Below are 26,281 nucleotides of genomic sequence, written 5' to 3' on the forward strand. Positions count from 1 at the left end.
GTATGGTCGCCCCGCTTCGTCAGGTTTTGACCTGACGCAGGGGCACTGCATCGCGCCTGCGCGTTGACGCTCGCGCTGCAAGTTGCCCGTTCATGATGTCGTTTGCCTTCAACGCCGTATGCCGTACCGTCGGCGCTTTCTTTACGTTTTACTTTGCAGTCGTTGTGCTACGGCCCTCGCCGGCAGCCGCGCAAGCGGCGTTTTCACCCGACGCTGCCGCCCGGGAAAGTGTTCGCAATCGCGAGGCACAACGCGCGTTGCGTGCGCAATGGGAGGCCGTGCCGGGCGTTCATGAGGCGACACCGTTGGAGGACCGGACACGACTGCCGGTGAACGAAGTGCCTTGCTTTCCCATTCGCACACTGGCGCTTGCCGGAGAAGGCGCCAGTGAATTTCAGTGGGCGTTGGGTGCTGCGAATCCGGCCGACGACCTCGTCACTGGCCGCTGCGTTGGCGCCGAGGGCATCGAAGCGGTCGTTCGTCGTACGCAGAACGCCATCGTGGCGCGAGGCTATGTCACGACGCGGGTGCTGGTCGCACGGCAATCGCTTGCCGGAGGCACGTTGACGCTGACGCTTGTGCCTGGACGTGTCGGCGACATCCGGTTTGAGGAGGGCACGTCGGCACGTGCGGGGGCGTGGAATGCCTTGCCCGTACGTCGCGGCGACGTCCTCAATTTGCGGGACCTGGAGCAGGGGCTGGAAAACTTCCGGCAAGTGCCGAAGGTCGACGTCGACATTGCCATTGCGTCCCCCGACGGCGCTCACGCGGCGCCGGGCGAAAGCGATCTGGTGATCCGGTGGCGGCAAGGCCTGCCGGTTCGTCTCAATGTCGGCGTGAATGACGCCGGCAGCCGGTACACGGGCAAGTACCAGGGCTATGTCACGTTCGCCCATGACAACGGGTTCACGCTGAACGATCTGTTCTACGTCAACCTGGGCCATGACCTTGGCGGCGGCGAGCGTGGCGACAAAGGGGCGCGCAGCCATACCTTCCACTATTCGCTGCCATTCGGTTATTGGCGCCTGGGCGCGACGATTGGCGGGTACACGTATCACCAATCGGTGCCCATGCGCTACGGCCCGCCGATTCGCTATGCGGGCGACAGTCAGAATGCCGAACTTCGTCTCTCACGCGTGTTGTATCGCGACGCCGTGCGCCGGTTGGGCGTGTACGTCGCAGGCTGGACGCGCGCATCGAAGAACTACTTCGCGAATCGGGAGCTTCTGATGCAGCGGCGGCGGATGGCCGGGTGGGAAGCCGGTCTTGTGCATCGGGAGTTCATCGCCGGCGCGACCGTTGCAATGTCGCTCGCCTATCGGCGCGGCACAGGCGCGTTCGGTGCGTTGCCAGCCCCGGAAGCGGCGTTTGGCGGCGGCACCGCCCGCCCGTCAATCGTGCTTGGCGACGCACAACTCCATATTCCGTTCGCCGTGGGCGGTGCGCGCATGCGCTATCTCGCGGCTTGGCGCGGCCAATGGAATCGGACGCCGCTCATCTCACAGGACCGATTCTCGATCGGCGGCCGGTACACCGTGCGCGGGTTCGACGGTGAGCAAACGCTATTGGGCGAGCGCGGCTGGTTCCTGCGCAACGACATGGGTATTCAACTCGGCCGCACGGGACAGGAACTCTATGCCGGGATCGACTACGGCCAAGTCGCTGGCCGGTCCACCCGCGCGTTGCCGGGTACGTCGATCGCCGGCGCGGTGATCGGATTGCGCGGCGCGTATCGCGGCTTTCACTGGGATGTCTTCACTGGTCGACCGCTGCATCAGCCGCCGGGGTTCAGGGCCGCCAGTACGGTCGCCGGATTCAACGTCGGGTGGTCGTCATGACCGCAGGTTTTCCCGCTCGACACGACGCCGTACTTCCCATCATCCGCTTACCGAGGTGTTTTCGATGAACGCCAAACGCTTTCGTATCGTCTTCAATCGCCGGCGCGGGCAGTTAATGGCCGTCGCCGAAAACGTCAAATGTGCTGCGCGAACCGGCGCTGTATCAGGCACGGCAAGCACGCCGCCGTCGGGCATGGCATGGCGGCCCCGGGCGCGGCGCATCGGATGGGCGGCAATCGCCGCCATCGGCTGGGGCGCGTTGTGGGGCGTGCCTGTCCATGCGCAGATCGTGGCGGATCCCAACGCGGCGGGCAGTCAACATCCGATCGTGACGCACAGCGCCAATGGCGTCATTCAGGTCGATATCCAGACGCCGAACGGCGCGGGCGTGTCGCATAACCGGTATGTGCAGTTCGATGTGGACGGCCGTGGCGCGATCCTCAACAACGCCCGCGAGGCAACACAAACGGCGCTGGGCGGCTGGGTCAACGGCAATCCTGCGTTGGCGGGCGGCTCGGCCCGCGTGGTGTTGAACGAAGTGGTGGCGGGCGGGCCCAGCCAGCTGGGCGGATTCCTGGAGATCGCGGGTGACCGGGCGGAGCTGATCGTGGCCAACCCGGCCGGCATCGTCTGCGACGGTTGCGGCGTGATCAACGCGCACCGCGCCACGTTCGCCGCCGGCGCGCCGCAGATGTCCGGGGGCGAGGTCGCCGGCTTTCACATCGGCGACGGCGCCGTGGCGATCGGGGCGCGCGGCATGAACACGCGCGACGTCGACTACACCGGGATCCTGGCGCGTGCGGCACGCGTGGCGGGCAAGGTGTGGGCCAAGGATATGCGCGTGGTCACCGGCGCAGGAGACTTCGATCGAACGCTTGCCGCGCGCGCCAGTGACGCCCCGCCAGCGGGGCAGGCGCCGGCGTTTGCCATCGACGTGGCGCAACTGGGCGGCATGTACGCGGGCAAGATCTATCTGCTTGCGACCGAGGCGGGCGTCGGCGTGCGCAACCATGGCGAAATCGGCGCCGGTGAGCACGGCCTCACGCTTTCCGCCGACGGTTGGGTGAGCAATCAGGGCAAACTGGTCTCGGATGCCGACGTGCAGTTGCAGGCCGCCTCGCTCGCCAATGCCGGAACGCTCTACGCCAGACGCAACCTGACGGCGGCCATCGCCGGGCAATGGGTCAACCACGGCACCGCCGCTGCCGGCGGCAATGCGTCCTGGCAAGCGGGCGCGGTGCGTCAATCGGCCAGCGGCACCCTGGCGGCCGGTGTTGACGCCGAGGGCATGACAGGACATGTGGGGCGCCTCTCCGTCGTGTCGGAGGGCGCCTTGCAGGTCAGCGGCAAGTCGCTGGCAGGGCAGTCCATCGTGATGTCCGGCGCGCGCGTCGACCTGGACGGCGCCCAGATGCAGGCGCACGAGATCGACGTGCGTGCCCGCGCGGGTGACCTCTTGGCCAGGAACGCTTCCCTGCACGCGCAGGCGACCTTGCACCTGGGCACGCCAGCCCATCTGCTGACCGACAGCGCCACGATTTCCGCGTCACGCGTTCTGGTCGATGCGCATGACTGGTCCAACGTCGGCGGCGACATCCGCCAGACGGGCGAGGACGATTCCCGCTTCGTCATCGACGGCACGTTCGATAACCGCCGCGGCACGCTCGCGAGCAACGCCCGCGCACTGCGGCTTGCGGCCGGGCGGCTGCGCAACGACGACGGCCAGATCCAGCACGCCGGGCGCGGCACCTTCGTGCTCGCGACGCCGCAGCTCGACGGCATTGGCGGGGGCATCGCCAGCAACGGCTTCCTGCAGTTCTCGGTTGGCCGCGCGGTGATCGATGGCGCACGCATCGTGGCGCGGGGACTCGGCATCGATGCGGATGATTGGTCGCAGCGCGGCGCAAACGTCCGGCAAACGGGCCAAACCGCGACGCGCATGCGCGTGCGCGGCAGGCTGGACAATCGGGGCGGCCACCTCGGCACGGGCGGTACGCTCGACGTTCATGCAGACGACACGCTGGATAATCGCGACGGAGAAATGGTTGCCCGCGATGGCGTGACGCTCGCCGCCGGTGCGTTGGACAATCGCGGCGGCAAATTGGGCTCGGCGGCGGGCGGCCTGGCTGTCGGTGTCGTGGGCGCGGTGCTCAACGATGCCGGTGTGCTCGCATCCGGCGGGGCCTTGTCACTGTCGTCGGCGCACGTATCGAACACGCTGGGCGGCCGTATCACCAGCGAGGGCGCGATGACGCTGACCGCACGCGATTGGCGCAACGCGGGCGGCGAGGTGCAGGCGCTGGGGCCGATCGACATGCGTCTCGGCGGGCGGCTCGACAATCGTCGTGGTTTGCTGCGCAGTGGCGGCACCTTGTCGATCGCGGCCGACACCATCGACAACGGCGACACCCGGCAGGCGGGCGGCATCGAAGCGAATTCGCTGTCGCTCACCGCTGCGCACATCCACAATCGCGACGGCGCGATGGTCGCCAACGATGTCCTGTCGTTGACCGCCGCGGCGCAACTCGACAACACCGGCGGGACCATCACGTCGGGACGCGCGCTGGTCATCCGGGGCCTGCCGGAAGTCTCGGCAAGCCGGATGGCGACTTCCGCCTGGCAGCAGGGCGCAGCGGGCACACTGAATCTCGTCAACGCGGGCGGCACGTTGCTGGCGGGCGAGCGGCTGGGCCTGTACGCCGCGGCCCTGATCGGGGGCGGGGATGTGCTGTCGCGCGGCGATCTGACGCTCGCGCTCGTCGGCGATTTCGCGCCCGGCGGCCGATTGCGCGCGCACGGTAACTTGAGCCTTGAGACGTTGGGGACCTTCACGAATTCCCAACGCGTGGAGGCCGCCAAGCGCCTGCGCGTGCAGGCCGCGCGGATCGACAATCGGGCCGACGGTGTCCTGAGCGGGGACGAGACACATCTCGAGGCGACCTCTGACATCGTCAACCGGGGCTTGATCGACGCACGGCTCACCTACCTTGCCGCGCCCACGCTGCGCAACCTCGGCAGCGGAAGGATCTACGGCGACCAACTCGGCATCGCGGCGGCGGTGTTGCATAACGACGCCGAGGACGGCCGCGCGGCCGTGATCGCCGCGCGTGAACGGCTCGACGTGGGTGTCGGCCATCTGCTGAACCGCGAACATGCGGCGCTGTTCAGCCTCGGCGATATCGTCATCGGCGGGCAACTGGATGCCGAGCGTCGCGCGGTGGGACGCGCGCGTCATATCGAGAATCGCAGCGCGTCGATCGAGGCGACGCGCGCACTGCGCGTATCGGCCAACCGCGTCGAGAACATCGACGACCACTTTCGCACCGAGATGCAGGCCGGTGCGCCCAAGCGCATCGTCGAGTACGAGTACACCAACCGGGGCACGCGGCGGTATCGCGAGGATGAAGTGCGCTTCGAGACGCATGAAGTGCCCGTCATGCTCACCGAAGACCGCCCGCCCCCCGTGCCCGACGACCCCGGCCGCTTGAACAACGACGCCTACGTGCGCTACGAGTACACGCGCGTGGTCACCACGCCGGTCGTGGTCAGCAGTGATCCCGGCAAGATGAGCTCGGGCGGCGCGATGACGATCGAGGCCGAGCTCGTTACCAACGACAAGAGCCGCATCGTGGCCGGCGGGCCGCTGTCAATCGCAGCGGGCGAAGTGCAAAACATCGAAGTGGCAGGCGAGCAGGTCGAGACCGATTCCGGGGTGGCGACCCGCTACTGGCGCAATCGCCGGCGAGGCTCCGACGAGCAGCATGCGGCGCAGGCGGCGTATCAACCGGCGCCGCGGCTCCAGTCGGTGAAGCTGCGTCCGGGCGTCGTGAGCGGCAATGCAAGCCCTGAGTATTCGCGGCAGGCGATCGGCCGGCACGACGCCTCGGATCTGACCGAGCAGCCGGGGCAGGCGGGCGATCCGGAGGTGAGGCGCCGGGAACGGCCCGATGGGCCCGATGGGCCCGACGCCCGCGTCATCATCGAAGTGCCGGTGCGGGATGCGTCGGCTCCGGACCACGTCGCGCGCATCGTGCGCAGCGCCTACGCGCCGGTGAGCCTGCCCGACAACAGCCTGTTTCGCATTCTTCCGGACACGTCTGCCCGCTACCTGGTGGAGACCGACCCGAGATTCACGGATCAACGGCAATGGCTGTCGTCGGACTTCATGTTCGAGCGCCTGCGCATGGACCCGGGGCAATTCCATCAGCGCATCGGCGATGGCTTCTACGAGCAGCACCTGCTGCGCGAACAGGTGCTGCGGCTCACCGGCGAGCGCCGCATGCCGGGGTTTGATAGCGATGAGGCGCAGTACCGGGCGTTGCTGGAGAACGGCGCGACCTTCGCGCAGCAGTTCAAGTTGCGCCCGGGCGTCGCGTTGACGGCCGAGCAGATGGCGCAGCTCACGAGCGACATGGTGTGGCTGGTGGAGCGCGAGGTGACGCTGCCGGATGGCAGTGCCGCGCGGGTGCTGGTGCCGCAGCTGTATGTGCGGGTCAAGCCGGGCGACATTGACGGCTCGGGCGCCGTGCTGGGGGGCGCTGCCGTCGACCTGAAGAGCGCCGGCGACGTGCTCAACCACGGCACCATCGCCGGGCGCGAGGTCGTGTCGATCACGGTGGAGAACTTGCGCAACCTGGGTGGCAGGATCCGCGGCGATGCCGTCGAGGTGCAGGCAAGACAGGATGTCGACAATCTGGGCGGCGTGCTCGAGGCGCAAACGTCGCTGGGCATCTCAGCGGGGCGCGACGTCAACGTTGTAAGCAGCGTGCAAGCGGGCGCAGGCGCGCAAGGCAGCGGGCGCAACCTCGGCCGCATCGCCGGGCTTTACGTGACCGGCAAGCAGGACGGCAAACAAGACGGGAATCACGACGGGAGGCAGGACGGGAATCACGACGGCAAGCTGGTCGTCAAGGGCGGCCGGGACGTCAACCTGACGGCGGCCGACATTGGCAATGCGTCGAACGCGGGGACGACCGCGCTCAAGGCGGGGCGCAATGTGTCGCTGGGGACGGTGGAGGTCGGCGCCGCTCAGCGCATCGTGTGGGACGCGCAGAACTGGCGCGAGACCGCCTCGCGTGACGAGGTCGGCACGTCGATTGAAACGGCGGGCGACCTGAGCGTGCGCGCGGGCGGCGACGTGACGATGCGCGGCGGGGCCGCGAGCAGCGAGGCGGGCGGGATTCGCGTGAGCGCCGGTGGCGACGTGCGGCTGGAGGCCAGCGCGCAGGCGCGTCACGCCGACCAGGCGGAGCGGATCGAGGCGACCAGCGGCTGGCTGTCGAAGAGCACGATTGCCCGGCGCAGCATCGCCACCGAGACAACCACGCAGGGCGCGCTGGTGTCGGGGCAGCGCGTGTCGCTCGAGGCCGGCCGGGATGTGGCCATCGTCGGCAGCCAGGCCGTATCGACCGATGGCACCGCGATCCAGGCCGGGCGCGACATCACTATCGAGGCCGCCCGGCAAACCAGCGCGTATCAGGACGCACGCGAGGAACGCACGCGCGGGGTGATGGGCGGCGGTGGCGGGTTCAGCGTGACCGTGGGCAGCCGCAACGTGCGCGACCAGGCCGCCGAGCAGCTCGAAGCGTCGGCGCGCGCGACCGTGGGGGCGGTCAAGGGCGACGTCACGCTCGAAGCCGGCGGGCGCTATCGCCAGGCGGGCAGCGACGTGATCGCGCGCGAGGGCAACGTCGCCATCGCCGGCCAGCAGGTCGAGATCGTGGAGGCACGCGACACGTCGTCGCTGCAGCGCGAGCATGAGTTCCGCCAGTCGGGCGTGACCGTGACGGTGACGAACCCGCTGGTCGCGGCGGCGCAGACCACCACCCAAACGGCCCGTGCCACGAGCCAGGCGGGCGACGCCCGCATGAAGGCGCTGGCGGGGGCCACGGTGGGCTTGGCCGGCAAGAACGCCTACGACGCGCTCCGGAAGGATCCGGATGCGCTCGGCGGCGTGAGCGTGTCGGTCACGGTGGGCGCCTCCAAGCAGACCAGCCGCGAGACGCGCAGCGCGTCAAATGCGAGCGGCTCGACGGTGGCAGCCGGCGGCGACATCTCGATCCGGGCGACCGGCGGTGGTGACCGTGAGGGTGACCGCGGGGGTGACCCATCTGGCGATCGGTCGAGCGTGACGGTGCGCGGCAGCGACGTGACGGCCGGCGGCGACGTGACGCTTGCGGCCGATGGTGACATCGCGCTGGAGGCCGCAGAGAACACCTCAAGCACGCGCCGCAACAGCAGCGGCGCAAGCGGCGGCATCGGGGTGGGCGCGAGCTTCGGCAAGAAAACGTCGGTGGGCATCACCGCCAGCGCGAGCGGCTCGCGCGGCAAGGCCGAGGGTGACGCGCAGACGTGGACCACCACGCATGTGACGGCGGGCGGCACGGTGTCGATGCAATCCGGCGGCGACACCACGCTGCGCGGCGCGCAGGTGCGTGGCGAGTCGGTTGCGGCGAAGGTCGGCGGCGACCTGAAGCTCGAGAGCCTGCAGGACCACGACAACTACCACAGCCGCGACCAGTCGCTTGGCGGCAGCGCGACCGTCGGGTTAGGCACGGTGTCCGGTGCGATCAACGTGAGTCACCAGCAGATCAGGAGCGACTACGCGAGCGTGCAGCAGCAGTCTGGCATCCAGGCCGGCGACGGCGGCTTCGACGTGGTTGTGGCGGGCAACACCGATCTGGTGGGCGCGGTGATCGCCTCGACCGATCAAGCGGCCGAGGCAGGCCGGAATCGCTTGAAGACGGGTACCCTGACGCAGCGCGACCTCGAGAACCGGGCCGAGTATGACGCGTTGGGCGTGAGCATCGGCGGCGGCTTCAATTCGGGCGGCAGCGACGCCAAGGTCGGCACCGATCAGGCCGGGCACGCCACGACCGGCGCGGGGGTGGTGCCCGGGCACGAGGCGCCGGCTTCAGGCGGCGCGTCGGGTGGGGTGTCCGTGACCCCGCCGATGATCGTGGCAGCGGCGGGGAGCGCCACCAGCACGACCAAAAGCGGTATCAGTGCCGGGGTGATCGAGATCACCGACGCCGAGAAGCAGCAGGCCATCACCGGCAAGACGGCGCGGCAGACCATCGCCGCGACGAACCGCGAGGTGTCGTCGGAGCGCGACGGCAGCAACGCACTGGGCAAGATCTTTAACGAGCAGGAGATCCGCGCCGGCTTCGAGATCGTGGAGGCGCTGCAGCGCGAAGTGGGCGTGTTCGTGACCAACCGGGCGCAGGAGGCCGATGCGCTGGAAAAAGCGCGCGACCAGGAGACCGACCCGGCAAGACGCGCCGCGCTCGATCAGGAACTGCAAGAAGCGCGCAAGTGGGCTCCGGGCGGCGACTACGGTCGAGTCGTCACGGCGATCACGGCAGCGGCAGGCGGCAACGTGACGGGCGGTATGGGCGATCTGGTCACCAAAGCGACGATCAACTACATCCAGAGCCTGGGCGTCGAAAAGGTCAAGGCGATTGCCGACGGGCTGAAGAGCGAGACGGCGCGGGCGGCCTTGCAGGGCATCGTGGGATGCGCGGGAGCAGCAGCGTCGGGCGGTGACTGCGGCGCGGGTGCGTTGGGCGGCTCGGCGAGCGTGGTGCTGAACAACCTGCTGGACAAGGCGGGCGGGAAATCGGGTGAAGACCTGAGTCAGGAGGAAAAGCACGCGCGCACGAATCTGGTGACGTCGATCGTTGCTGGGATCGCCGGCGCGACCGGCACAGACGTTGCCACGGCAAGCACGGGCGCAAAAATAGAAACAGAAAACAACGCGCTGAACCTTGGCGAATTCAAGTCGCTGATCCAGGAAGCCAAGGGCTGCGAGCGCACAAACACGTGCACGCAAGTGCGTGACAAATACCGCCAGCTGAGTGCGGATAATCAAGCAAAAGTCATCGCGACATGTGCGGCCGACCCGCAAGCGTGTCAGGGCGAGTTCGGCAATTACCTTGCTGAGCTAGGCGACTTCCGCAGAGCACTCGATGCGGCAGTGGGTGAAAAACTACCCAGCGAAATCAAGAACGATCTCGGGATCTATCTGCTGCACTACAACGATGCAGTGGGAGCAGTCAACGAGCCGGAGTTCGCCAAGCAGCTACAGGAAAGATTCGGGGTCACGCCGGAAATGGCGCGAACAGCGGCGGCAGTCGCCGTCGCGGTCACCGGGGCGAAGAAGCGGGATGTTCACGCGCCGAAGATATCCGCTGATCGTCCGGATGCAACGATTTTCAATGGAGAGATGCTCGGTTTGGGCGGTGTGAAAACTGCCAGCAAGACCTTATGGAAAGGGCGAGGGAAAGAACGGATTGACGTAGAAAATCCTTCCCCAGGCTTAAGGCCGGGACAAATACACTATCAGGATAACGCCGGGAGTAAGTACTACTATGATCCGAACAGCAAAAAATTCTTCGATCAGAGGACCGGTGAACTGGCCCCTAGGAAGGTGCAGGAGCTCTTGGGAGACAGTGTATTCTCGAGGTCGATCGACAAGGCGTTGTATGAATATCTGGGGGCAAGGAGATGATTTTCACCAATCAGCGCATGAGGCGATACTTGGCGGATATGGGAAGTGTTCCCGTTTCGTTGTCAAGTGATTTGCGAAAATTGATTGATGCTGGATTTTGTAGTGTCGATGGGTGCGTGTTCTTTTGTGCCTTCTTTGATGGTCGAGTACTCCCAGAAAAAGACTTCATCGTTTCAAGTTTCCATGACCTTTCCGGGTATGAGGCTTCTATAAACAAGTTTCACGTCGAGGACTATTGTGACAGCGACGTATTTGGCTACGCTGTTTCATTTGTTAATGAATTCTCGAATCACTGGGACAAAAGGCTTGGGAAGGCAGCTCTGATAATGGACTACGATAACGGCCCTGAAGTCGGAGTTGTTTGTACGGTTAGGTTCCATTTGCTGAGAGAAGGTGAATCATGGTTGGACTGTAAGCGCATTGACGATTTTCCATCGGCAATTCTTGTTAAATACGTATGAGCATGTGACCTTGCCCCTGTATGGCGAATTCCACATCCGAGGGAATTGCGTTATTGCACTGAGGGGGGCGCAATACCGTCCCATTTTTAATCGGAAAAATCCGCCTTGTCGGCCACCGCGAAATTCTGTAGCGAGTATCGATGGGGCGGATTATGCTGGTCACGCGTTGAATCGAACGCAGGATCGAGGCATAACACGTTCCGGCGTAAAGAGTACCATCCCGACCGGCGTGGAAAAGCCGAGCTGAGGGGGGCGACAATACATTGCAATTCTACAAGCAATATTTATATCGTTAGGGACAAGCAGAGTAACGCAATTACTTTGAATTATGGGAAATGGCATTTGGCTACATGAAATGAGACTTCGGGCGCAGCAAGCACTCAAGAGCCAACTGTCGTTTGCTGAGTTCGTTCTGTTCGCAGAAACATGGTGTGATGAAATGCCGTCATCCGTCGATCCTAAAATTGCAGCCCAATACCGGGACGCATGGTTCGAACTGGAGATAGTAAACGCGCTGGCGTTGGAGGCATGGGACTCCGATGGTAGGCCACGCGATTGGGATGATCAATGGTGCGACCTGCACAAAGACGAGGCGGAGGAGGTACTAGTCGAATTTCTCGTGTTACTTGGTACGTTTAATTTTTAGACTGGTTTTCTGTATTGGCAAGATCTCTAACCAGGAGGAGATCAACGGCGGCGTCGCGATCATGGAGGCGTTCCAGCGCGAGGTGGCGGCTTCGTCGTCAACTGCGGGAAGGAGGCGGAAGCGCTCAAGAAGGCGCGGGGCGCGGAGCCGGACCCCGCCACGAGGGCGGAACTCGACACGCAACTAGCCGAGGTGCCGAACGGGGGGCGGGCGGCGGCGACCAGAGGATTGCGGCTATCACCGAACGTCGCTCGTACGCATTGCCGACCTAGAAGGCAGCTACTAAAAGTGAATCCCCGTATATATATGAAGCAAGGCGGCCCCCTCGCGAGGATCCGCCTTGTGCTCCGGGCACTTCGCGTAACCGGTATTTCGCTTTCGGAGCGCTATCAGAACGGCACCCGTTTCATACCAGCGCCGACATTTCGCGAGTGACAGCGTCGAGCCGACCCTTGAGCGGCGCGATCAGGCAATGGAGCTTTGCGCCCGATACCGGTACGCTCGCGGCATTGTCGAGCAAGTCAAGCAGTACATCCATCGCATCGCTCACCTGCAGAAGATCGTCGCTCGCGTTCGAGACGGTTTCGCGAACGGTGCTACTCACGGCGCTCAGTTGAGCGTAGATGTCACGAGTTTGATCGCTTGGGGATTGCGTGTCATCGCTCAAGCGCTGTCCCAGCAGACCGAGAAGCGAAGTCTGCTCGGCCAACGACAGTTGCGAGGTGAATTCGGAATGGGATTGATACGTCATACGGTCTCCAACGAGTGCGGTTGTCATCCCGCACCTCATCCGAGAATGAGGTGGGCGGGCACAAGGCCGGAGTCGAAAACCGGGACCGTATGAACCGGCACACGCAAGCGTGTTCCAGCCCAGGCCCGCCCAATGAAGGCGTGCGCGAACATGCCGTCAATTGACGGCCCGTCCGCTACGGTTTGCGGGTTTCGACACCCGATCGCCAATGATTCGGCGATGGAGACATTCTCCGCAAACGCGACGGGGACCGCCATCAGACGATTCCGAACTTTAGCCGGGAGTTGGCAAAAACGTGGCAACTTGCCGGCCAAACGGGAAAATTCTCCTCGAGGCAAGCCAATCTGCGACGGAATGGTTGAAAGCGTGGGTAACGTTCATGACGACCGCGCCATCGTCTGGTGTGGGGCAGTGGCGGGCCGGATGATCGTCGGTGGGGCGATTGGAGGCGTGGCAAATATCCGCTCGTTGGTTTGTCGTCGAATACGACGCAGAAAAAGGGGCGCGAACAGAGAGGGTCTGAATTAACAGAGGGAATATTCCGAAAGACCGACAGACGACCCCCAAAACGGGCATCACTTCCGTATCATCTTGGACATCCGTGCTCCGTAGGGAAACACACGAATTCGGAGCACGGCTAGCGGGGACGGTTCGGGGGAACTGATCCCCGCGCCTCAAAGTGAATGTTTACCTGTCTTCGTGCTTCGGATATTCACTGTCGTCATACAAGGGCGAAGCGCCATGCGGCGCATCGCCGACGTTATTACGAAACAGCGCGAACATATTGCGCCAAGGGTCGAACGGCCGCTCCGGCGCCTGCGCCGCCGGGCGCGCGGCAAACTCTGCGTCATCCACCTCGCAACGCAGTACATTCGCCTCACAGTCGAGCGAGATCACATCGCCGTCGCGCACACGCGTCAACATGCCGCCCGTCATCGCTTCGGGCGACAAATGAATCGCCGCCGGCACCTTGCCAGACGCACCGGACATCCGCCCGTCCGTCACCAGCGCCACGTGAAAGCCTTCGTCCTGCAGCAACCCGAGCATCGGCATCAGCTTGTGCAGCTCTGGCATGCCGTTTGCCTTCGGTCCCTGGAAGCGCACCACCACGATGACGTCGCGATGCAGCTCGCCGGCCTTGAACGCAGCCTGCGCTTCCTCCTGATCGGCGAAAACGCGAGCCGGCGCGCGCACCTTCTGATGCGCCGGTTTCACGGCGGACGACTTGATCACCGCACGTCCCAGATTGCCTTGAAGGATGCGCAATCCACCCTCCGGCGCGAACGGGCGCGATGCTGGCCGCACAATGCTCTCATCGAGACTTTCCCGCGGTGCGTCCTGCCACGCGAGCGCGTCTTCGGTAAGAAACGCTTCCTGCGTATATGCGCGCATGCCGTGCCCCATGACGGTCGTCACATCGTCATGCAGGAAGCCGGCATCGAGCAATTCTCGAATCAGGAAATTCAGCCCGCCGGCCGCCTGGAATTGGTTGACGTCCGCGCTTCCGCTCGGATACACGCGCGCCAACAACGGCGTCACGTCCGACAACTCGGCGATATCCTGCCAGTCGAGCAGGATGCCGCCAGCATGCGCCATCGCCACCAGGTGCAGGGTGTGGTTCGTCGATCCGCCCGTGGCAAGCAAGCCCACCACGCCATTGACGAACGCGCGCTCGTCCAGGATCTTCGCCGTGTTGATGTCGGTCCTCGAGAGCGCCACGGCGCGGGCCGTCGCCGCCTGCGTCAACGCATGGCGCAGCGGCGTGTGCGGATTGATGAACGATGCGCCCGGCAGATGCAGGCCCATGAATTCCATCAGCATCTGATTGCTGTTCGCCGTGCCGTAGAAGGTGCAAGTGCCCGAAGTGTGATACGCCGCCAACTCAGAGTCGAGCAACGCAGCGCGCGTCACGCGCCCGGCTGCGTACTCCTGACGAATGCGCGACTTCTCGTCGTTCGGCAAACCCGACGGCATCGGACCCGCGGGCGCGAACACCGCCGGCAGATGGCCGAACGCGAGCGCGCCCATCACCAACCCCGGCACGATCTTGTCGCACACGCCGAGGAACATCGCCGCATCGAACATCTGATGCGATAGCGCAATGCCCGAGGCCAGCGCGATGACGTCGCGCGAGAATAGCGACAACTCCATGCCGGCGTAACCCTGCGTGACGCCATCGCACATGGCTGGCACGCCGCCCGCGACCTGCGCGCTCGCACCATGCGCGCGCGCCGCCGCCTTGATGACGTCGGGGAATTCGTCGAACGGCTGGTGCGCCGACAACATGTCGTTGTAGGCCGTCACGATGCCGATGTTGCACGCGCGTTCCGAGCGGATCTTCAGCCGGTCGTCGGCCGGAGCGGCAGCCATCGCGTGGGCAAGGTTCGCGCAGCCGAGCTTGTCGCGCCCGGGGCGGCTATGCCCGGCCCGGGCGACCCCCGCCAAATACGCCGCACGCGAGTTGCGGCTGCGTTCGATCAATCGCTCTGTGACGCGCTGTACCACCGGATGCAGCGCCGCTTGCTTGTAGGAATCGGTCATGGCTGTACAGGGGGCTTGAGAGGCAGGGTTGGCGGCGGACGCGCCGCTTTCGATGTAGTCAAAACACAAGTTTTGTTGATTTGCAGTGTAGTTAAACTACAATGCAGTGTCAAAGCCGTCGCCGGGTGCGCTCGCCGCGCATGCCGAAGATGCCGTCCGGCGGCCGCGAACATGCCATCCATCCGGAGTGACACGGTTTCATGAACACGCCTTTACCGTATACCTTTGTACTGTTCGGCGCTACCGGCGATCTGTCGCTGCGCAAGGTGTTGCCTTCGCTTTACCGCGCCTTTCACACGGGCAAACTCGGCGACGAGGGGCGCATTCTCGCCGTCGCCCGCAGCCCGCTCGATGCCGCCGGGTATCACGACTGGGCCGAGAAGCATGTCCGCCCGCATCTGGACGAAGGCATCTGGGTCGCCGGCACCTGGGAGCGCTTTCTCGCGCTGATCGATTACCTGCCGCTCGATCTTTCCCGAAAGGAAGACTACGGCGTGCTCGCCGAACGTCTCGAGCAATACAAGGGCACGCGCGTCTTCTATCTGGCGACGGGGCCATCGCTGTTCGCGCCCATCTGCGAGGGCCTGCACCACGCAAACCTCAATGAAGGCGCGCGCATCGTGCTCGAGAAGCCGCTGGGCACTGACCTGAAGTCTTCGATGGCGATCAACGATGCGGTCGGCGCAATCTTCACGGAAGCGCAGATCTACCGGATCGATCACTACCTGGGCAAAGAGTCGGTGCAGAACCTGCTTGCGTTGCGTTTCGGCAATGCGCTGTTCGAGCCGCTGTGGCGCCGCGAATGGATCGAAAGCATCCAGATCACCATCGCCGAGGAGCTGGGCGCGGAAGGTCGCGGGGACTTCTACGATCAAACCGGCGCGTTGCGCGACATGGTGCAGAACCACTTGCTGCAACTGCTCTCGATCGTCGCCATGGAGCCGCCTTTCTCCATGACCTCCGACGCCGTGCGCGACGAGAAGCTGCGCGTGCTGCGCTCGCTGCGCAAGCTGGATGAGGATCAGGTCGGGCGCGACGTCGTGCGCGGGCAATATGCCGCCGGCGCCAGCAAAGGCGTTGCGGTGCCCGGCTATCTCGATGAACCCGGTGTGCATGCGAACAGCGAAACGGAAACGTTCGTCGCGCTCAAGGTTGAAATCGACAACTGGCGCTGGGCCGGCGTGCCGTTCTTCCTGCGCACCGGTAAGCGGCTCGCCGAGCGTGTCGCGGAGATCGTCGTCAATTTCCGGCCGGTGCCATATCCGTTGCTGGGCCCGCAATCCGCGCGCGGCGGGGCGAACCGGCTCGTCATCCGTTTGCAGCCGAACGAATCGATTCGCCTGTACTGCCTCGCCAAGCAACCGGGTGAGGGCATGCATCTGCAGACGGTTCACCTGGATCTCGCCTTCGATCAGTTCTTCCACGCTGACCGGATGGACGCGTACGAGCGTTTGCTGCTCGACGTGATTCACGGCCGTCTGGCGCTGTTCGTGCGGCGCGATGAACAGGAGCAAGCCTGGCGCTGGGTCGAACCGATCCAGAAATACTGGGCCACCAGCGGCAAGCCACCGAAACGCTACGCCGCCGGCACGTGGGGGCCGCCTGCCGCCAGCGCACTGCTTGCGCAACACGGCACGTGCTGGCTCGAGGAGGAAAATTGAACACGACGCGCCATCGCCATTGCACTCGCCACGCCTTGGAACGTTGTCTTGCCGCGCTGCGCGACAGGGGGACATCATGGTGATCTGGCGCCCGTTCGCGACCCGCTCGGAACAATCGGCGGCGCTGGCCGACGCTGTCGCCGCCGCGCTCGACGATGCCCTCGATCGGGTGCCGCGCCCCTTGCTCGCCGTGTCGGGCGGCACGAGTCCGCGGGCCTTCCTGGCGCGGCTGGGCATGTTGCCGTTGGCGTGGGAGCAGGTCGACATCACGCTCGCCGACGACCGGTGGCTGCCGCCCGATCACGCCGACAGCAATGCGCGCCTGGTGGCCGAGACCCTGCTCGCCGGGGCGGCGACGGCGCGCTGGCTGCCGCTCGTCGACATGGCCGCCAAGCCCAAGGTTCACGTGCGCATGCTCAATGACACATGGACGCACGGCGCGCCAAGCGTATGCGTGCTCGGCATGGGCGAGGACGGTCATACGGCATCGCTGTTCGCCGACGCGCCGCAATGGCCCCATGTGAACACGACCGATGACCGTTTCGTGCTCGTGCAGCCGGCGCAGGCGCCATACCTGCGCGTGAGCTGGTCGCTCGCCGGCCTGCGCGAGGCCGGCCGATGCTTTCTGCAGATTCAGGGGGTTGCCAAGCGGGCCGTATTCGAAGCCGCGCAGTCGGCCGATCAGGACAACGCGATCTCGCGCCTGATCCATAGCGAAGGAGTGACGCTTGATGTCTTCTGGAGTGAGGAATAACGCGCCCCATCCGGGCGGTCCGCGTCTGTTGGCCGATATTGGCGGCACGAATGCCCGGTTCGCGCTGGAACTTGCGCCGGGCGAACTGACGGAAATCCGCGACTACGTCTGCGACGATTACGCTGGCGTCGCCGAAGTCATCCTCGCCTACCTCGCGTCGGTGGAATCGAGCGCGTCCGCCGCCGGCTTGCCGCCGGTATGCCATGCCGCCATCGCGATCGCCAATCCGATCGAAGGCGACGAAGTCCGCATGACGAACCGGCCGTGGCATTTCTCGATCGAGGCCACGCGGCGCGCGTTGCGCTTCGAGACGTTGCTGGTCGTCAACGACTTCACGGCGCTGGCGATGGCGCTGCCGTACCTCAATAGCAAACAGCTGCGCCAGGTTGGCGGCGGCGCTGCCCGCCCCAACGGCGTACTCGGCCTGCTCGGCCCCGGGACTGGCGTCGGCGTTTCGGGCTTGATCCCGGCCGGCGACCGCTGGATCGCGCTGGGCAGCGAAGGCGGCCATGCGACCTTCGCGCCCGCCGACGAGCGCGAGGCGGACATTCTGCGCCATGCCTGGAAACGCTTCCCGCACGTGTCGTTCGAGCGCCTCGCGGCGGGGCCGGGCATGACGCTGATTTATCAGGCGCTGGCCGAACGCAGCGGAGAGCCGGCCGAGGACATTGACACCGCCGAGATCGTGGCGCGGGCCAAGCGCGGCAAGGATGCCCTCTGCGCGGAGACGGTCGACTGCTTCTGCGGCATTCTCGGCACGCTCGCGGGCAACGTCGCGGTCACGCTCGGCGCGATCGGCGGGGTGTATATCGGCGGCGGCGTCGTGCCAAAACTCGGCCCTTTGTTCGAGCGCTCGTCGTTTCGAAAGCGCTTCGAGGCGAAGGGGCGCTTTGAAGGGTATCTGGCCAAGATTCCGACGTTCGTCATCACGGCAGAATATCCGGCCTTCCTCGGTACCTCCGCGATTCTCGCGGAGCAACTCGGCACGCACGCGGTTGGCGCTGGCGCGCTGATCGACCGGCTGCATCGCCTGCGCGATTCGTTGAGTCCGGCGGAGCAGCGGGTCGCGGAGCTGGCGCTCAAGCAGCCGCGCGCGTTGCTCGCGGAACCGGTGGCGGAGATTGCGCGACACGCGCGAGTCAGCCAGCCGACCGTCATTCGCTTCTGCCGCTCGTTGGGATGCCAGGGGCTGTCGGACTTCAAGCTCAAGCTCGCCAGTGCGCTGACGGGGACGCTGCCGGTGCGGCACGGACAGGTGCATCTCGGCGACGGCGCCGCCGAGTTCAGCGCGAAGGTGCTGGACAACACGGTGTCTTCGATTCTGCAGGTGCGAGAGCACCTCGATGCCGACACGGTGGACGCTGCAGTCACGATGCTCGACGAAGCCCGCCGCATTGAGTTCTATGGCCTCGGCAATTCGGGGCTCATCGCCGAAGACGCGCACTACAAATTCTTTCGATTCGGCATGCAGACGATTGCCTACGGCGATCCCTACCTGCAGTCCGCCTCTGCCGCCATGCTGACGCCCGACGACGTGGTTGTCGCAATCTCGGCATCGGGCCGGTCAGCGGATTTGAACCGGACGGTGGATCTTGCACTCGCGCGAGGCGCGCGCGTGATTGCGTTGACGGCGCGTCATTCACCGCTCGCGAAGAAGGCAACGCTGGTCTTGCCCAACGATCACGTCGAGGCGCTCGATTCACATCTGTCGATGATTTCGCGGATCCTGCATCTCGTGATGATCGACGTGCTTGCAGTGGGCGTGTCCATCCGGCGCGCTGTGCCGGGCGCCGAGACGGCCGGGGAGGGCGCGCTCGACTGGCTGCGTCATGGCGGACCGCCCGAGGCCGCCGACAACGTGCCGCAACGTCGCCACGGATAACGCGCGCCTTGCGCCTTACTGTGTCGCCCGAATTCCCCGCATGTGTGCTTGCTGCACTTACTGCGCGGCCACCTTGGCCGTCATCTTGAAAATGCCCTGGGCATTGCCCGCATCGAAGCGCAGATCGGTCGTCCAGCGCCCGGCATCGCGGTCGAAGTAGCGGCGGCGCGTGATGAATTCGTAGAAGGAACCGGGGACGTCGCGTGTGATGATGCTGCCGTCCGCCTGGCGGAACTCGCGCGTGACCGTATCGGCGCGATACGCCGTCTGGAATACCCGCCCCGAACGCGAGCGTTCGACCTCGGGCTTCATCGGGCGGCCTTTCGCTTGCTCGGCGTCCGACAGCTGGAACACGTCTTCCACGCGGTCTGTCGCGTGGTTGAACGCGTTGCCTTCGGTGGCAATCCACGCCATCTCGGCCGACTCGGCCAGAATCGTTTCGTAATCGGCCAAGTTCGGCGTGTCATGCTGGCGAGCGAACGCGCCGACGATCACCGGCAGCAAGGTGCAGGCTTCGTCGAGCGGCAGCACGCCATCGCGTTCCAATTCCCACAACTGCATGGCCGCGCGTGGCGTCAGCGGATCGCGCGATTGGCCGACCACGCGGCTTACGGCGCGCTGGAACGCGTCGGAGAAGCGCTCGGGATGAAGTTCGCTGACAAAGAACTGGGCGATTTCGTCCGGCGCGTCGCGATGGGCGTAGGCCCGGCCGGTCATGCCGAGACGGTCGAGCGGATAGCGGCCGTTCGCGATAAAGCCCAGCGGACGCAGGATGCGCGTGAACGCCGCTTCGCCCGGCGGCAGCGCGCCGTTGTCGGCCCAGCGCACGGTGCGCAGCGCGCCATGATCGAAGTACACGCCGCCGCCGTTCGCGACGACCTCGTCGGTGTAGACGCGGCCATTGGGCGATCGATCGATGAGATCTGCGAACAACGCCATGTTCATGGCCTGGGCGAGTTCCGCGCGCGTGACGATACCTTCGTGCCATTCGTTGAGCAGGCTCGGCAGGTTCAGGGTCGCGAAAAGACTGGCGGTGCGGGATTCACCGAGATGCTGCACCAGCATTTGCTGGAGATTGGGATTGTGCATGGCGCTCAAACGTCTTCGAGTCCCCGCGCGTGCGGGGCGGAATAGGGGAAACCGGGCCGATTATTGGCTCCGTCGGCGCGCGCCGTAAAGCGAGTTAAAATCAGGACTTGATGCGTTTAGGGAACTAAGGCCTGTTTATGCGTAGATTCAAGATCCCCAGCATGGGGGCGCTGCTCGCCTTCGAAGCCGCCGCCCGTCATGAAAGCTTCACGCGCGCGGCCCGCGAACTATCGTTGACCGAGAGCGCGGTGTCGCGGCAAATCAACGCGCTCGAGCAGAATCTCGGCGTGCGGCTGTTCGCACGTGAAAAAAAGCGCGTCATCCTCACGCGTGCCGGCAAGCTGTATGGCACGCAGGTACGCCGCGCGCTGGAAAATCTCGACCGCGACACGCTGTCGATCATTGCGCACGGGGGCGGGGGCGGTTCACTGGAGTTGGCGGTATTGCCGACGTTCGCGTCGGAATGGCTGATTCCGCGCATGCCGCGTTTCTACGCCAAACATGACGACATCGGCGTCAACATGGGGGTGCGCACCAGCGTGTTTCCGTTCGACGACAGCCACTTCGAAGCGGCCATCCATTATGGCAAGCCGACGTGGCCGGGCACGTCGTCCGACTATCTGTTCGGCGAGGAGGTCGTGCCGATCTGCACGCCGTCGCTCCTGAAGGGGCCGATCCGCGAGCCCGCCGGCCTGCTCGACTACCCGTTGCTGCATTCAACGACGCGTCCGAGCGCCTGGGCGGAATGGTTCGGCGCCGCCGGCGTCGATGACGCTCGCGCCATGCAGGGGATTCGTTACGAACTGCACACCATGCTGATCTCCGCGGCGGCAGCCGGTCTCGGCGTATCGCTGGTGCCCCGGTTTCTCGTGGCGGGGCAACTGGAACGGCTCGGCCTGATCGTGCCGGTCGACGCGCCGCTCGTGGCCGAGGGCGGGTATTACCTCGTCTATCCGACCGAATTGAGCCACGGCGCGCCCCTCGAAGCCTTCCGCGCGTGGCTGCTGGACGAAGCCGCGACGGATCCGCCGGCGCGTGTGTAGGAAGGCTACGGGCGGATCCGACTTGCGCGTACCGGCCGGTGCGCCTAGCATCGACGAAGGCGGGAACATTGCACGTTCCGTCCCGTCTGCCTGAGTTGTACTGCGCAACATTCCGAACGCACCATTTCCGGGAGGGCGGTAATGTCAAATCATGTGTACAAGCAGATTGAACTGACGGGCTCGTCGCCGACGTCTATCGACGACGCGGTGAAGAGCGCAATCGAGAAGGCGTCCGAGACGCTGCGGCATCTGAACTGGTTCGAAATCATCGAGACGCGCGGCCATATCGAGGATGGCAAGGTGGCGCACTGGCAAGTCACGCTGAAAGTCGGAATGCGGCTGGAAGATTGACGCAGTAGGCGGCCGGCGCGAACCCTGTTCGTGCCGGTCGTGTCAGAATAAGCGCATACTGCTCGAAACGAAGCGAAACATCGCCCATGAGGCGATGAACCCGCCGCCAACGATGTGGCAATTAACGAGGTATGTGCATGTCCGAAAAAGAACCGGTCCACGCTACCCGGTCGATTACCGATCCGGTCGAAGCGGTTGAATACCTGAAGACGATTTACGAGACCAGCACCGCCTATTTGCGCGCCGCCTTCGAGCGTTTTTCGGGGGAGAAAGATGTGTCGCGCCGCGTGAGCGCGCACTATCCGTTCATCCGCATTACCACCGAAGACATCACGCAACTCGATAAACGCCTGTCATACGGCTTCGTTTCCGGTCCCGGGACCTACCAGACGACCGTGACGCGGCCCGATCTGTTCGCCAATTATTACGTCGAGCAACTGCGCCGGCTGGCGCTCAACCACGATGTAGCGTTCGAAGTCGGTGTGTCCGACGAGCCGATTCCGGTGCATTTCGCGTACAACGAAGGCGTCTATCTCGAAGGCGATCTCGACCAGTCGCACCTGCGCGCCATGCGCACGGTGTTCGATGTGCCCGATCTCAGGAGCATGGACGACAGTATCGTCAACGGCACGCATACCGAAGGGACTGACGAGATTCATCCGCTGGCTCTTTTTACCGGACCACGCGTCGATTATTCGCTGCACCGCTTGCGTCATTACACAGCCACGTCGCCCGAGCATTTCCAGAATTACGTGCTGTTCACGAACTATCAGTTCTATATCGACGAGTTCGTGGAACTCGGGCGCGAGCTGATGAGCGCGACCGATGACCCGGACGAACGCGCCTACCGTAGCCAGTATTCGGCATTTGTCGAACCGGGCAACGTGATGCACTGGAATGCGAACGTGGCTTCGCGCGCCGTCGAAGGCACACCGCCGCCGAGGCTGCCGCAGATGCCGGCGTATCACCTGGTGCGTGCGGACGGCGCGGGCATCACGATGGTCAACATCGGCGTGGGTCCGTCGAACGCGAAGACCATTACCGATCACATTGCCGTGCTGCGCCCGCACGCGTGGGTCATGCTCGGCCATTGCGCCGGCCTGCGCAATTCGCAACGACTCGGCGACTATGTGCTTGCGCACGGATACGTGCGCGAAGATCATGTGCTCGACGCGGACTTGCCGCTGTGGGTGCCGGTGCCGGCGCTGGCTGAAGTGCAGGTGGCGCTGGAGCGTGCCGTGGCCGAAGTCACGCAGTTGGGCGACTATGAACTCAAGCGCGTGATGCGTACCGGCACCGTGGTGACCGTCGACAACCGTAACTGGGAGCTGCGCGACCATCGTGAGCCGGTCCAGCGTATGAGCCAGAGCCGCGCCATTGCGCTCGATATGGAAAGTGCGACGATCGCCGCCAACGGCTTCCGCTTCCGCGTGCCTTACGGCACATTGCTATGCGTGTCCGACAAGCCGCTGCATGGTGAATTGAAGCTGCCCGGCATGGCGGACCGGTTCTATCGCGAACGCGTCGATCAGCATCTGAAGATCGGCGTCAAGGCCATGGAACTGTTGCGCGACAACGGTCTCGACCGCCTGCACAGCCGCAAGCTGCGCAGTTTCAACGAAGTCGCGTTCCAGTAACGTCTGCGCGCCGCGCAGCGGTCGATGCGCGGCGGTTTACGCGAATACGCGCCGGGCGTGAATGCCGAGCCCAAGCGCGACGCTGGCCAGACGGTCGCCGAACACCGGCTTGGCATTCGGGAATGCCGCCGCGAGTGCGCCCGACAGGCAGCGCAGGCCGGTCGAGCCGCCGGTGAAATACAACGCGTCGACCTGCTCGGGGCGCAAGCCGCCGAGCGACGCCGTATGCCGTGCGGCATCGACGATGCGGCCGATCTCGTCTTCGACCGCGGCTTTGAGCCCCTCTTCCGAAAACGCGATGTCAAGCGCCCGTTCGATCAGCGACAGGTCGATGCGGGTCTGGCCGCCGTCGGCCACCGCGATCTTGGCGTCTTCCGCGAGCCCGACGAGGGCGTGGCCGAGACGGTCCTCGACAGTGCGCATCAGGCGGCGGTGGTAGCCCTGTTCGGCATACAGGTGGCCCATCAACGACAGTTCGGCCACGCGCTTCGGCGTGTAGATCGTGTTGATCAGGTGCCATGTCGCCAGATCGAAATAGATCCGGTTGGGCACTTCCTTGCCGTCCGGACCGAGCGATTTGTAGCCGAGCTCACGCAACAGCGTCGCCAGTTCGATGCGGCGGTCGAAGTCGGTGCCTGCCACGTGGACGCCGTGGTGGGCAAGGACATCGTCCTTGCGCTCGAGGCGTTGCGCACGTGCCGGGCCCACGCGCACCAGCGAAAAGTCGGAGGTACCTCCGCCGATATCGATGACCAGGACCTGCTGCTCATGGTCGAGGCGCGATTCGTAGTCGAAGGCGGCCGCGATCGGCTCGAACTGGAACTGGACATCGGTGAAGCCGACGTCGCGCGCGCTCTGTTCGAGCGAACGCTGGGCGGCCGCGTCGGCGCCCGGATCATCGTCGACGAAGAACACCGGACGCCCCATCACCACCTGGCGCAATTCGCCGCCGGTGTCACGCAGGGCATGCTGGCGCAGATGGCGCAGGAATGTGCCGATGACGTCGATGTAACGCATCGCGGAACCGTTGCCGATATCGGTCGTCGATTCGATCAGCGAGGAGCCGAGCAGGCTTTTGAGCGAACGCATCAGGCGTCCGTCGAAACCGTCGACATAATGGGTGATGGCACTACGGCCGAACGACGGCTTGCCGCCTTCGTCAGCGTTGAAGAACACGGCGGTCGGCAAGGTGCCGTAGCCGGCTTCGAGTTCGACCAGGCGCATGGCGGCGCCCGAGTTGGCACCGCCTGGCACGGCGACGGCCGAATTCGAAGTCCCGAAATCGATGGCGCAGAAACTCATGTCACGTGCGGGCCCGAAAGAGCCGTAAAACTCGGCAGTGTAGCACGCGCGGCGGTCGGCGCCGTGACGCGTTCAATGGCCGCTGTCTGCATGCGGTTCGGTGACCGTGTTCGGCATCGTCCGCAAGCTGCTCACGATGGCGGCCACGGCGGCGAAGGCGGCGGCGGCGAACAGCGCGATGCGCGTGCCGTCCATATGGGGCGCTATGCCGAAGATCAGGGCGACGAGCGCGGCGCCGGTCGTCTGGCCGGTCAGCCGGGCGGTGCCCAGCATGCCGCTTGCGCCACCGCTGCGATGGCGCGGGGCTGACGACAGCATCGCGTAGTTGTTGGGCGATTGAAACAGGCCGAAGCCTGCGCCGCACAGCGCCATGCGCCAGATGATGTCGAACGACGCCGGCTGCGCGGGCAGCATGGCCAGGGCGGTCAGGCCCGCAGCGAAGGCGGCCAGGCCGATCGCGCCGAGCAATCCGGGCTTGTAGTGCTCGACAAGCCGCCCGGACAGTGGCGCGACGACGACGATCGTCAGCGGCCATGCGGTCATCAGCAAGCCCGTTTGCACATGGTCGAAGCCGAGCGTTTCCTGCAGGAAAAAGGGCAGGCAGACGAAAGCCAGCATCTGCGCCGCGAACGAGGCGATCGAGGTGCAGATCGACAACGCGAAGATGGGGATCCGCAGCAGGTCGACCGGCAGCAGCGGCACCGGCTGGGACAATTGGCGGCGCACGAACACGAAGCCGATCAGCACCGCGAGCCCGAGTTCCGCCGCGATCATCGCGCCGCTTTGGCCATGCCCGAAGGCGTCGATGCCGGAAATCATGAGGCCGAACGTCAACGCGCTCAGGATGGCCCCGATCCAGTCGAACGGATGCGGCGACCGGGCGCTGTCGGGCAATGCGCGCATGGCGATGGCGAACGCGATCAGGCCGATCGGCACGTTGATCGCGAAGAGCCACGGCCAGTGGGCGACGGCCAGCACACCGGCGGCGATCGTCGGCCCGGCGGCGCTTGAGATGGCGACCACCAGCGCGTTCAACGCCACGCCGCGGCCCAGCAACCGGCTCGGATAGATGTTGCGCACCAGCGCTGTGTTGACGCTCATGATGCCGGCCGCACCAAACCCTTGCGCCACGCGGGCGAGCGTCAGTGTCGCCAGCGAGTCGGACAGGGCGCAGGCGAGCGACGCCAGCGTGAAAAGCGCGAGGCCAACGCGGTAGATCCTGCGGTAGCCGACGATGTCGCCGAGGGCGGCCAGCGGCAGCAGGGAGATCGTGATCGCGAGTTGATAGGCGTTGACGACCCAGATCGAGGTCGCCGGGCTGGCGTTCAGGTCGCGCGCGATGGTCGGCAACGCCACGTTGGCGATCGAACTGTCGAGCACGGCCAGCGAAAGCGCGAGCACGATGGTGACGACGGCCCAGATGCGCTGCGGCATCGGCATTCCGTCGGTGAGGGCTTGGGGCATGATGAAATCGTACGTTCCGGACTCGGGGCGGCGCAGCACTGCCCCATGACAAGTCCGTCATGATGCCGAAAAATCGCAACCCGCCTCGCGACAGCCCGGAAACCCATGCCGGGCGGGGCACCACGCTTCGTACGCCGCGTTTTGCATGTCGAAACATGGTTTCGATTTTGCGTGCGGCGACTGATTACGCCTGCCGGATCCCGGATCGCGCGCGAATTACCACGACAAATTCCTGTCGCCAATCCGGGCATCTCCGCTGCGCAACTGAACGGCCCCTTCGCCTAAGCTTCACTCAGTTGGTTCCATATTTAATCCAACGTTTCATAGGTGGAACATAGGGCGAAGGCGCAAC

General features: G+C 65.0%; 15 protein-coding genes. 10 read left to right on the forward strand and 5 right to left on the reverse strand.

Annotated features, from left to right (window positions below; all coding sequences use genetic code 11):
- Positions 1–92: 92 nt before the first annotated feature.
- The 4 genes from PTE30175_RS00360 (at position 93) to PTE30175_RS00375 (ending at position 11,454) form a co-directional block, all read left to right on the forward strand.
- Entirely contained in the window at positions 93–1,838 is a 1,746-nt protein-coding gene (locus tag PTE30175_RS00360; RefSeq protein ID WP_224788535.1) for a ShlB/FhaC/HecB family hemolysin secretion/activation protein, read from the forward strand.
- Positions 1,839–1,902: 64 nt separating this feature from the next.
- Positions 1,903–10,347, forward strand: coding sequence for a hemagglutinin repeat-containing protein (locus PTE30175_RS00365; RefSeq protein WP_191628714.1), 8,445 nt, complete (start codon positions 1,903–1,905; stop codon positions 10,345–10,347).
- Complete coding sequence (locus PTE30175_RS00370) at positions 10,344–10,808, forward strand: hypothetical protein (protein ID WP_150695072.1); 465 nt, start codon at positions 10,344–10,346, stop codon at positions 10,806–10,808. Before PTE30175_RS00365 ends, PTE30175_RS00370 begins: the two co-directional genes overlap by 4 nt.
- Positions 10,809–11,163: 355 nt before the next feature.
- Positions 11,164–11,454, forward strand: a complete 291-nt coding sequence (locus PTE30175_RS00375) for a hypothetical protein (protein ID WP_150695073.1) — start codon at positions 11,164–11,166, stop codon at positions 11,452–11,454.
- Between the two features lie 406 nt (positions 11,455–11,860).
- Here PTE30175_RS00375 and PTE30175_RS00380 read toward each other — a convergent pair whose 3' ends face one another.
- The gene (locus PTE30175_RS00380) at positions 11,861–12,205 is read right to left on the reverse strand and encodes a DUF1484 family protein (RefSeq protein ID WP_191628716.1); all 345 of its coding nucleotides are present in this window, start codon (positions 12,203–12,205) and stop codon (positions 11,861–11,863) included.
- Positions 12,206–12,892: 687 nt separating this feature from the next.
- Positions 12,893–14,746, reverse strand: a complete 1,854-nt coding sequence (edd, locus tag PTE30175_RS00385) for a phosphogluconate dehydratase (protein WP_191628718.1) — start codon at positions 14,744–14,746, stop codon at positions 12,893–12,895.
- Between the two features lie 200 nt (positions 14,747–14,946).
- On the opposite strand from edd, the gene zwf reads away from it, so the two are divergent.
- The 3 genes from zwf to PTE30175_RS00400 all read left to right on the forward strand — a co-directional run bounded on the left by zwf (position 14,947) and on the right by PTE30175_RS00400 (position 19,043).
- Positions 14,947–16,407, forward strand: a complete 1,461-nt coding sequence (gene zwf / locus PTE30175_RS00390; protein ID WP_150695075.1) for a glucose-6-phosphate dehydrogenase — start codon at positions 14,947–14,949, stop codon at positions 16,405–16,407.
- A gap of 76 nt (positions 16,408–16,483) precedes the next feature.
- The gene (gene pgl, locus PTE30175_RS00395) at positions 16,484–17,161 is read left to right on the forward strand and encodes a 6-phosphogluconolactonase (protein ID WP_150695076.1); all 678 of its coding nucleotides are present in this window, start codon (positions 16,484–16,486) and stop codon (positions 17,159–17,161) included.
- Complete coding sequence (locus PTE30175_RS00400) at positions 17,139–19,043, forward strand: bifunctional transcriptional regulator/glucokinase (protein WP_150695077.1); 1,905 nt, start codon at positions 17,139–17,141, stop codon at positions 19,041–19,043. The genes pgl and PTE30175_RS00400 overlap by 23 nt, the downstream gene beginning before the upstream one ends.
- A gap of 57 nt (positions 19,044–19,100) precedes the next feature.
- On the opposite strand, the gene PTE30175_RS00405 is transcribed toward PTE30175_RS00400, so the two are convergent.
- Positions 19,101–20,132 (reverse strand): DUF1338 domain-containing protein, encoded by a 1,032-nt coding sequence (locus tag PTE30175_RS00405; RefSeq protein WP_150695078.1) that lies wholly within the window; start codon positions 20,130–20,132, stop codon positions 19,101–19,103.
- 137 nt (positions 20,133–20,269) lie between these two features.
- Here PTE30175_RS00405 and PTE30175_RS00410 point away from each other — a divergent pair, with 137 nt between their 5' ends.
- The 3 genes from PTE30175_RS00410 to PTE30175_RS00420 all read left to right on the forward strand — a co-directional run bounded on the left by PTE30175_RS00410 (position 20,270) and on the right by PTE30175_RS00420 (position 23,163).
- Positions 20,270–21,175 (forward strand): LysR substrate-binding domain-containing protein, encoded by a 906-nt coding sequence (locus PTE30175_RS00410; protein WP_150695079.1) that lies wholly within the window; start codon positions 20,270–20,272, stop codon positions 21,173–21,175.
- Positions 21,176–21,316: 141 nt separating this feature from the next.
- On the forward strand, positions 21,317–21,526 hold the full coding sequence (locus PTE30175_RS00415; protein ID WP_150695080.1) for a dodecin: 210 nt from the start codon (positions 21,317–21,319) through the stop codon (positions 21,524–21,526).
- A 137-nt stretch (positions 21,527–21,663) separates the two neighbouring features.
- A complete protein-coding gene (locus tag PTE30175_RS00420) occupies positions 21,664–23,163 on the forward strand; it encodes an AMP nucleosidase (RefSeq protein ID WP_191628720.1) in 1,500 nt (499 codons plus the stop codon).
- A 36-nt stretch (positions 23,164–23,199) separates the two neighbouring features.
- Here the strand turns inward: PTE30175_RS00420 and PTE30175_RS00425 are convergent, their stop codons facing one another.
- Positions 23,200–24,465: an Hsp70 family protein gene (locus PTE30175_RS00425; protein ID WP_150695082.1), complete on the reverse strand. Its 1,266-nt coding sequence runs from the start codon at positions 24,463–24,465 to the stop codon at positions 23,200–23,202.
- Positions 24,466–24,537: 72 nt separating this feature from the next.
- Entirely contained in the window at positions 24,538–25,929 is a 1,392-nt protein-coding gene (locus PTE30175_RS00430) for an MFS transporter (RefSeq protein WP_150695083.1), read from the reverse strand.
- Between the last annotated feature and the right edge of the window lie 352 nt (positions 25,930–26,281).

This window comes from Pandoraea terrae (assembly GCF_902459695.1).
Lineage (GTDB): Bacteria > Pseudomonadota > Gammaproteobacteria > Burkholderiales > Burkholderiaceae > Pandoraea > Pandoraea terrae.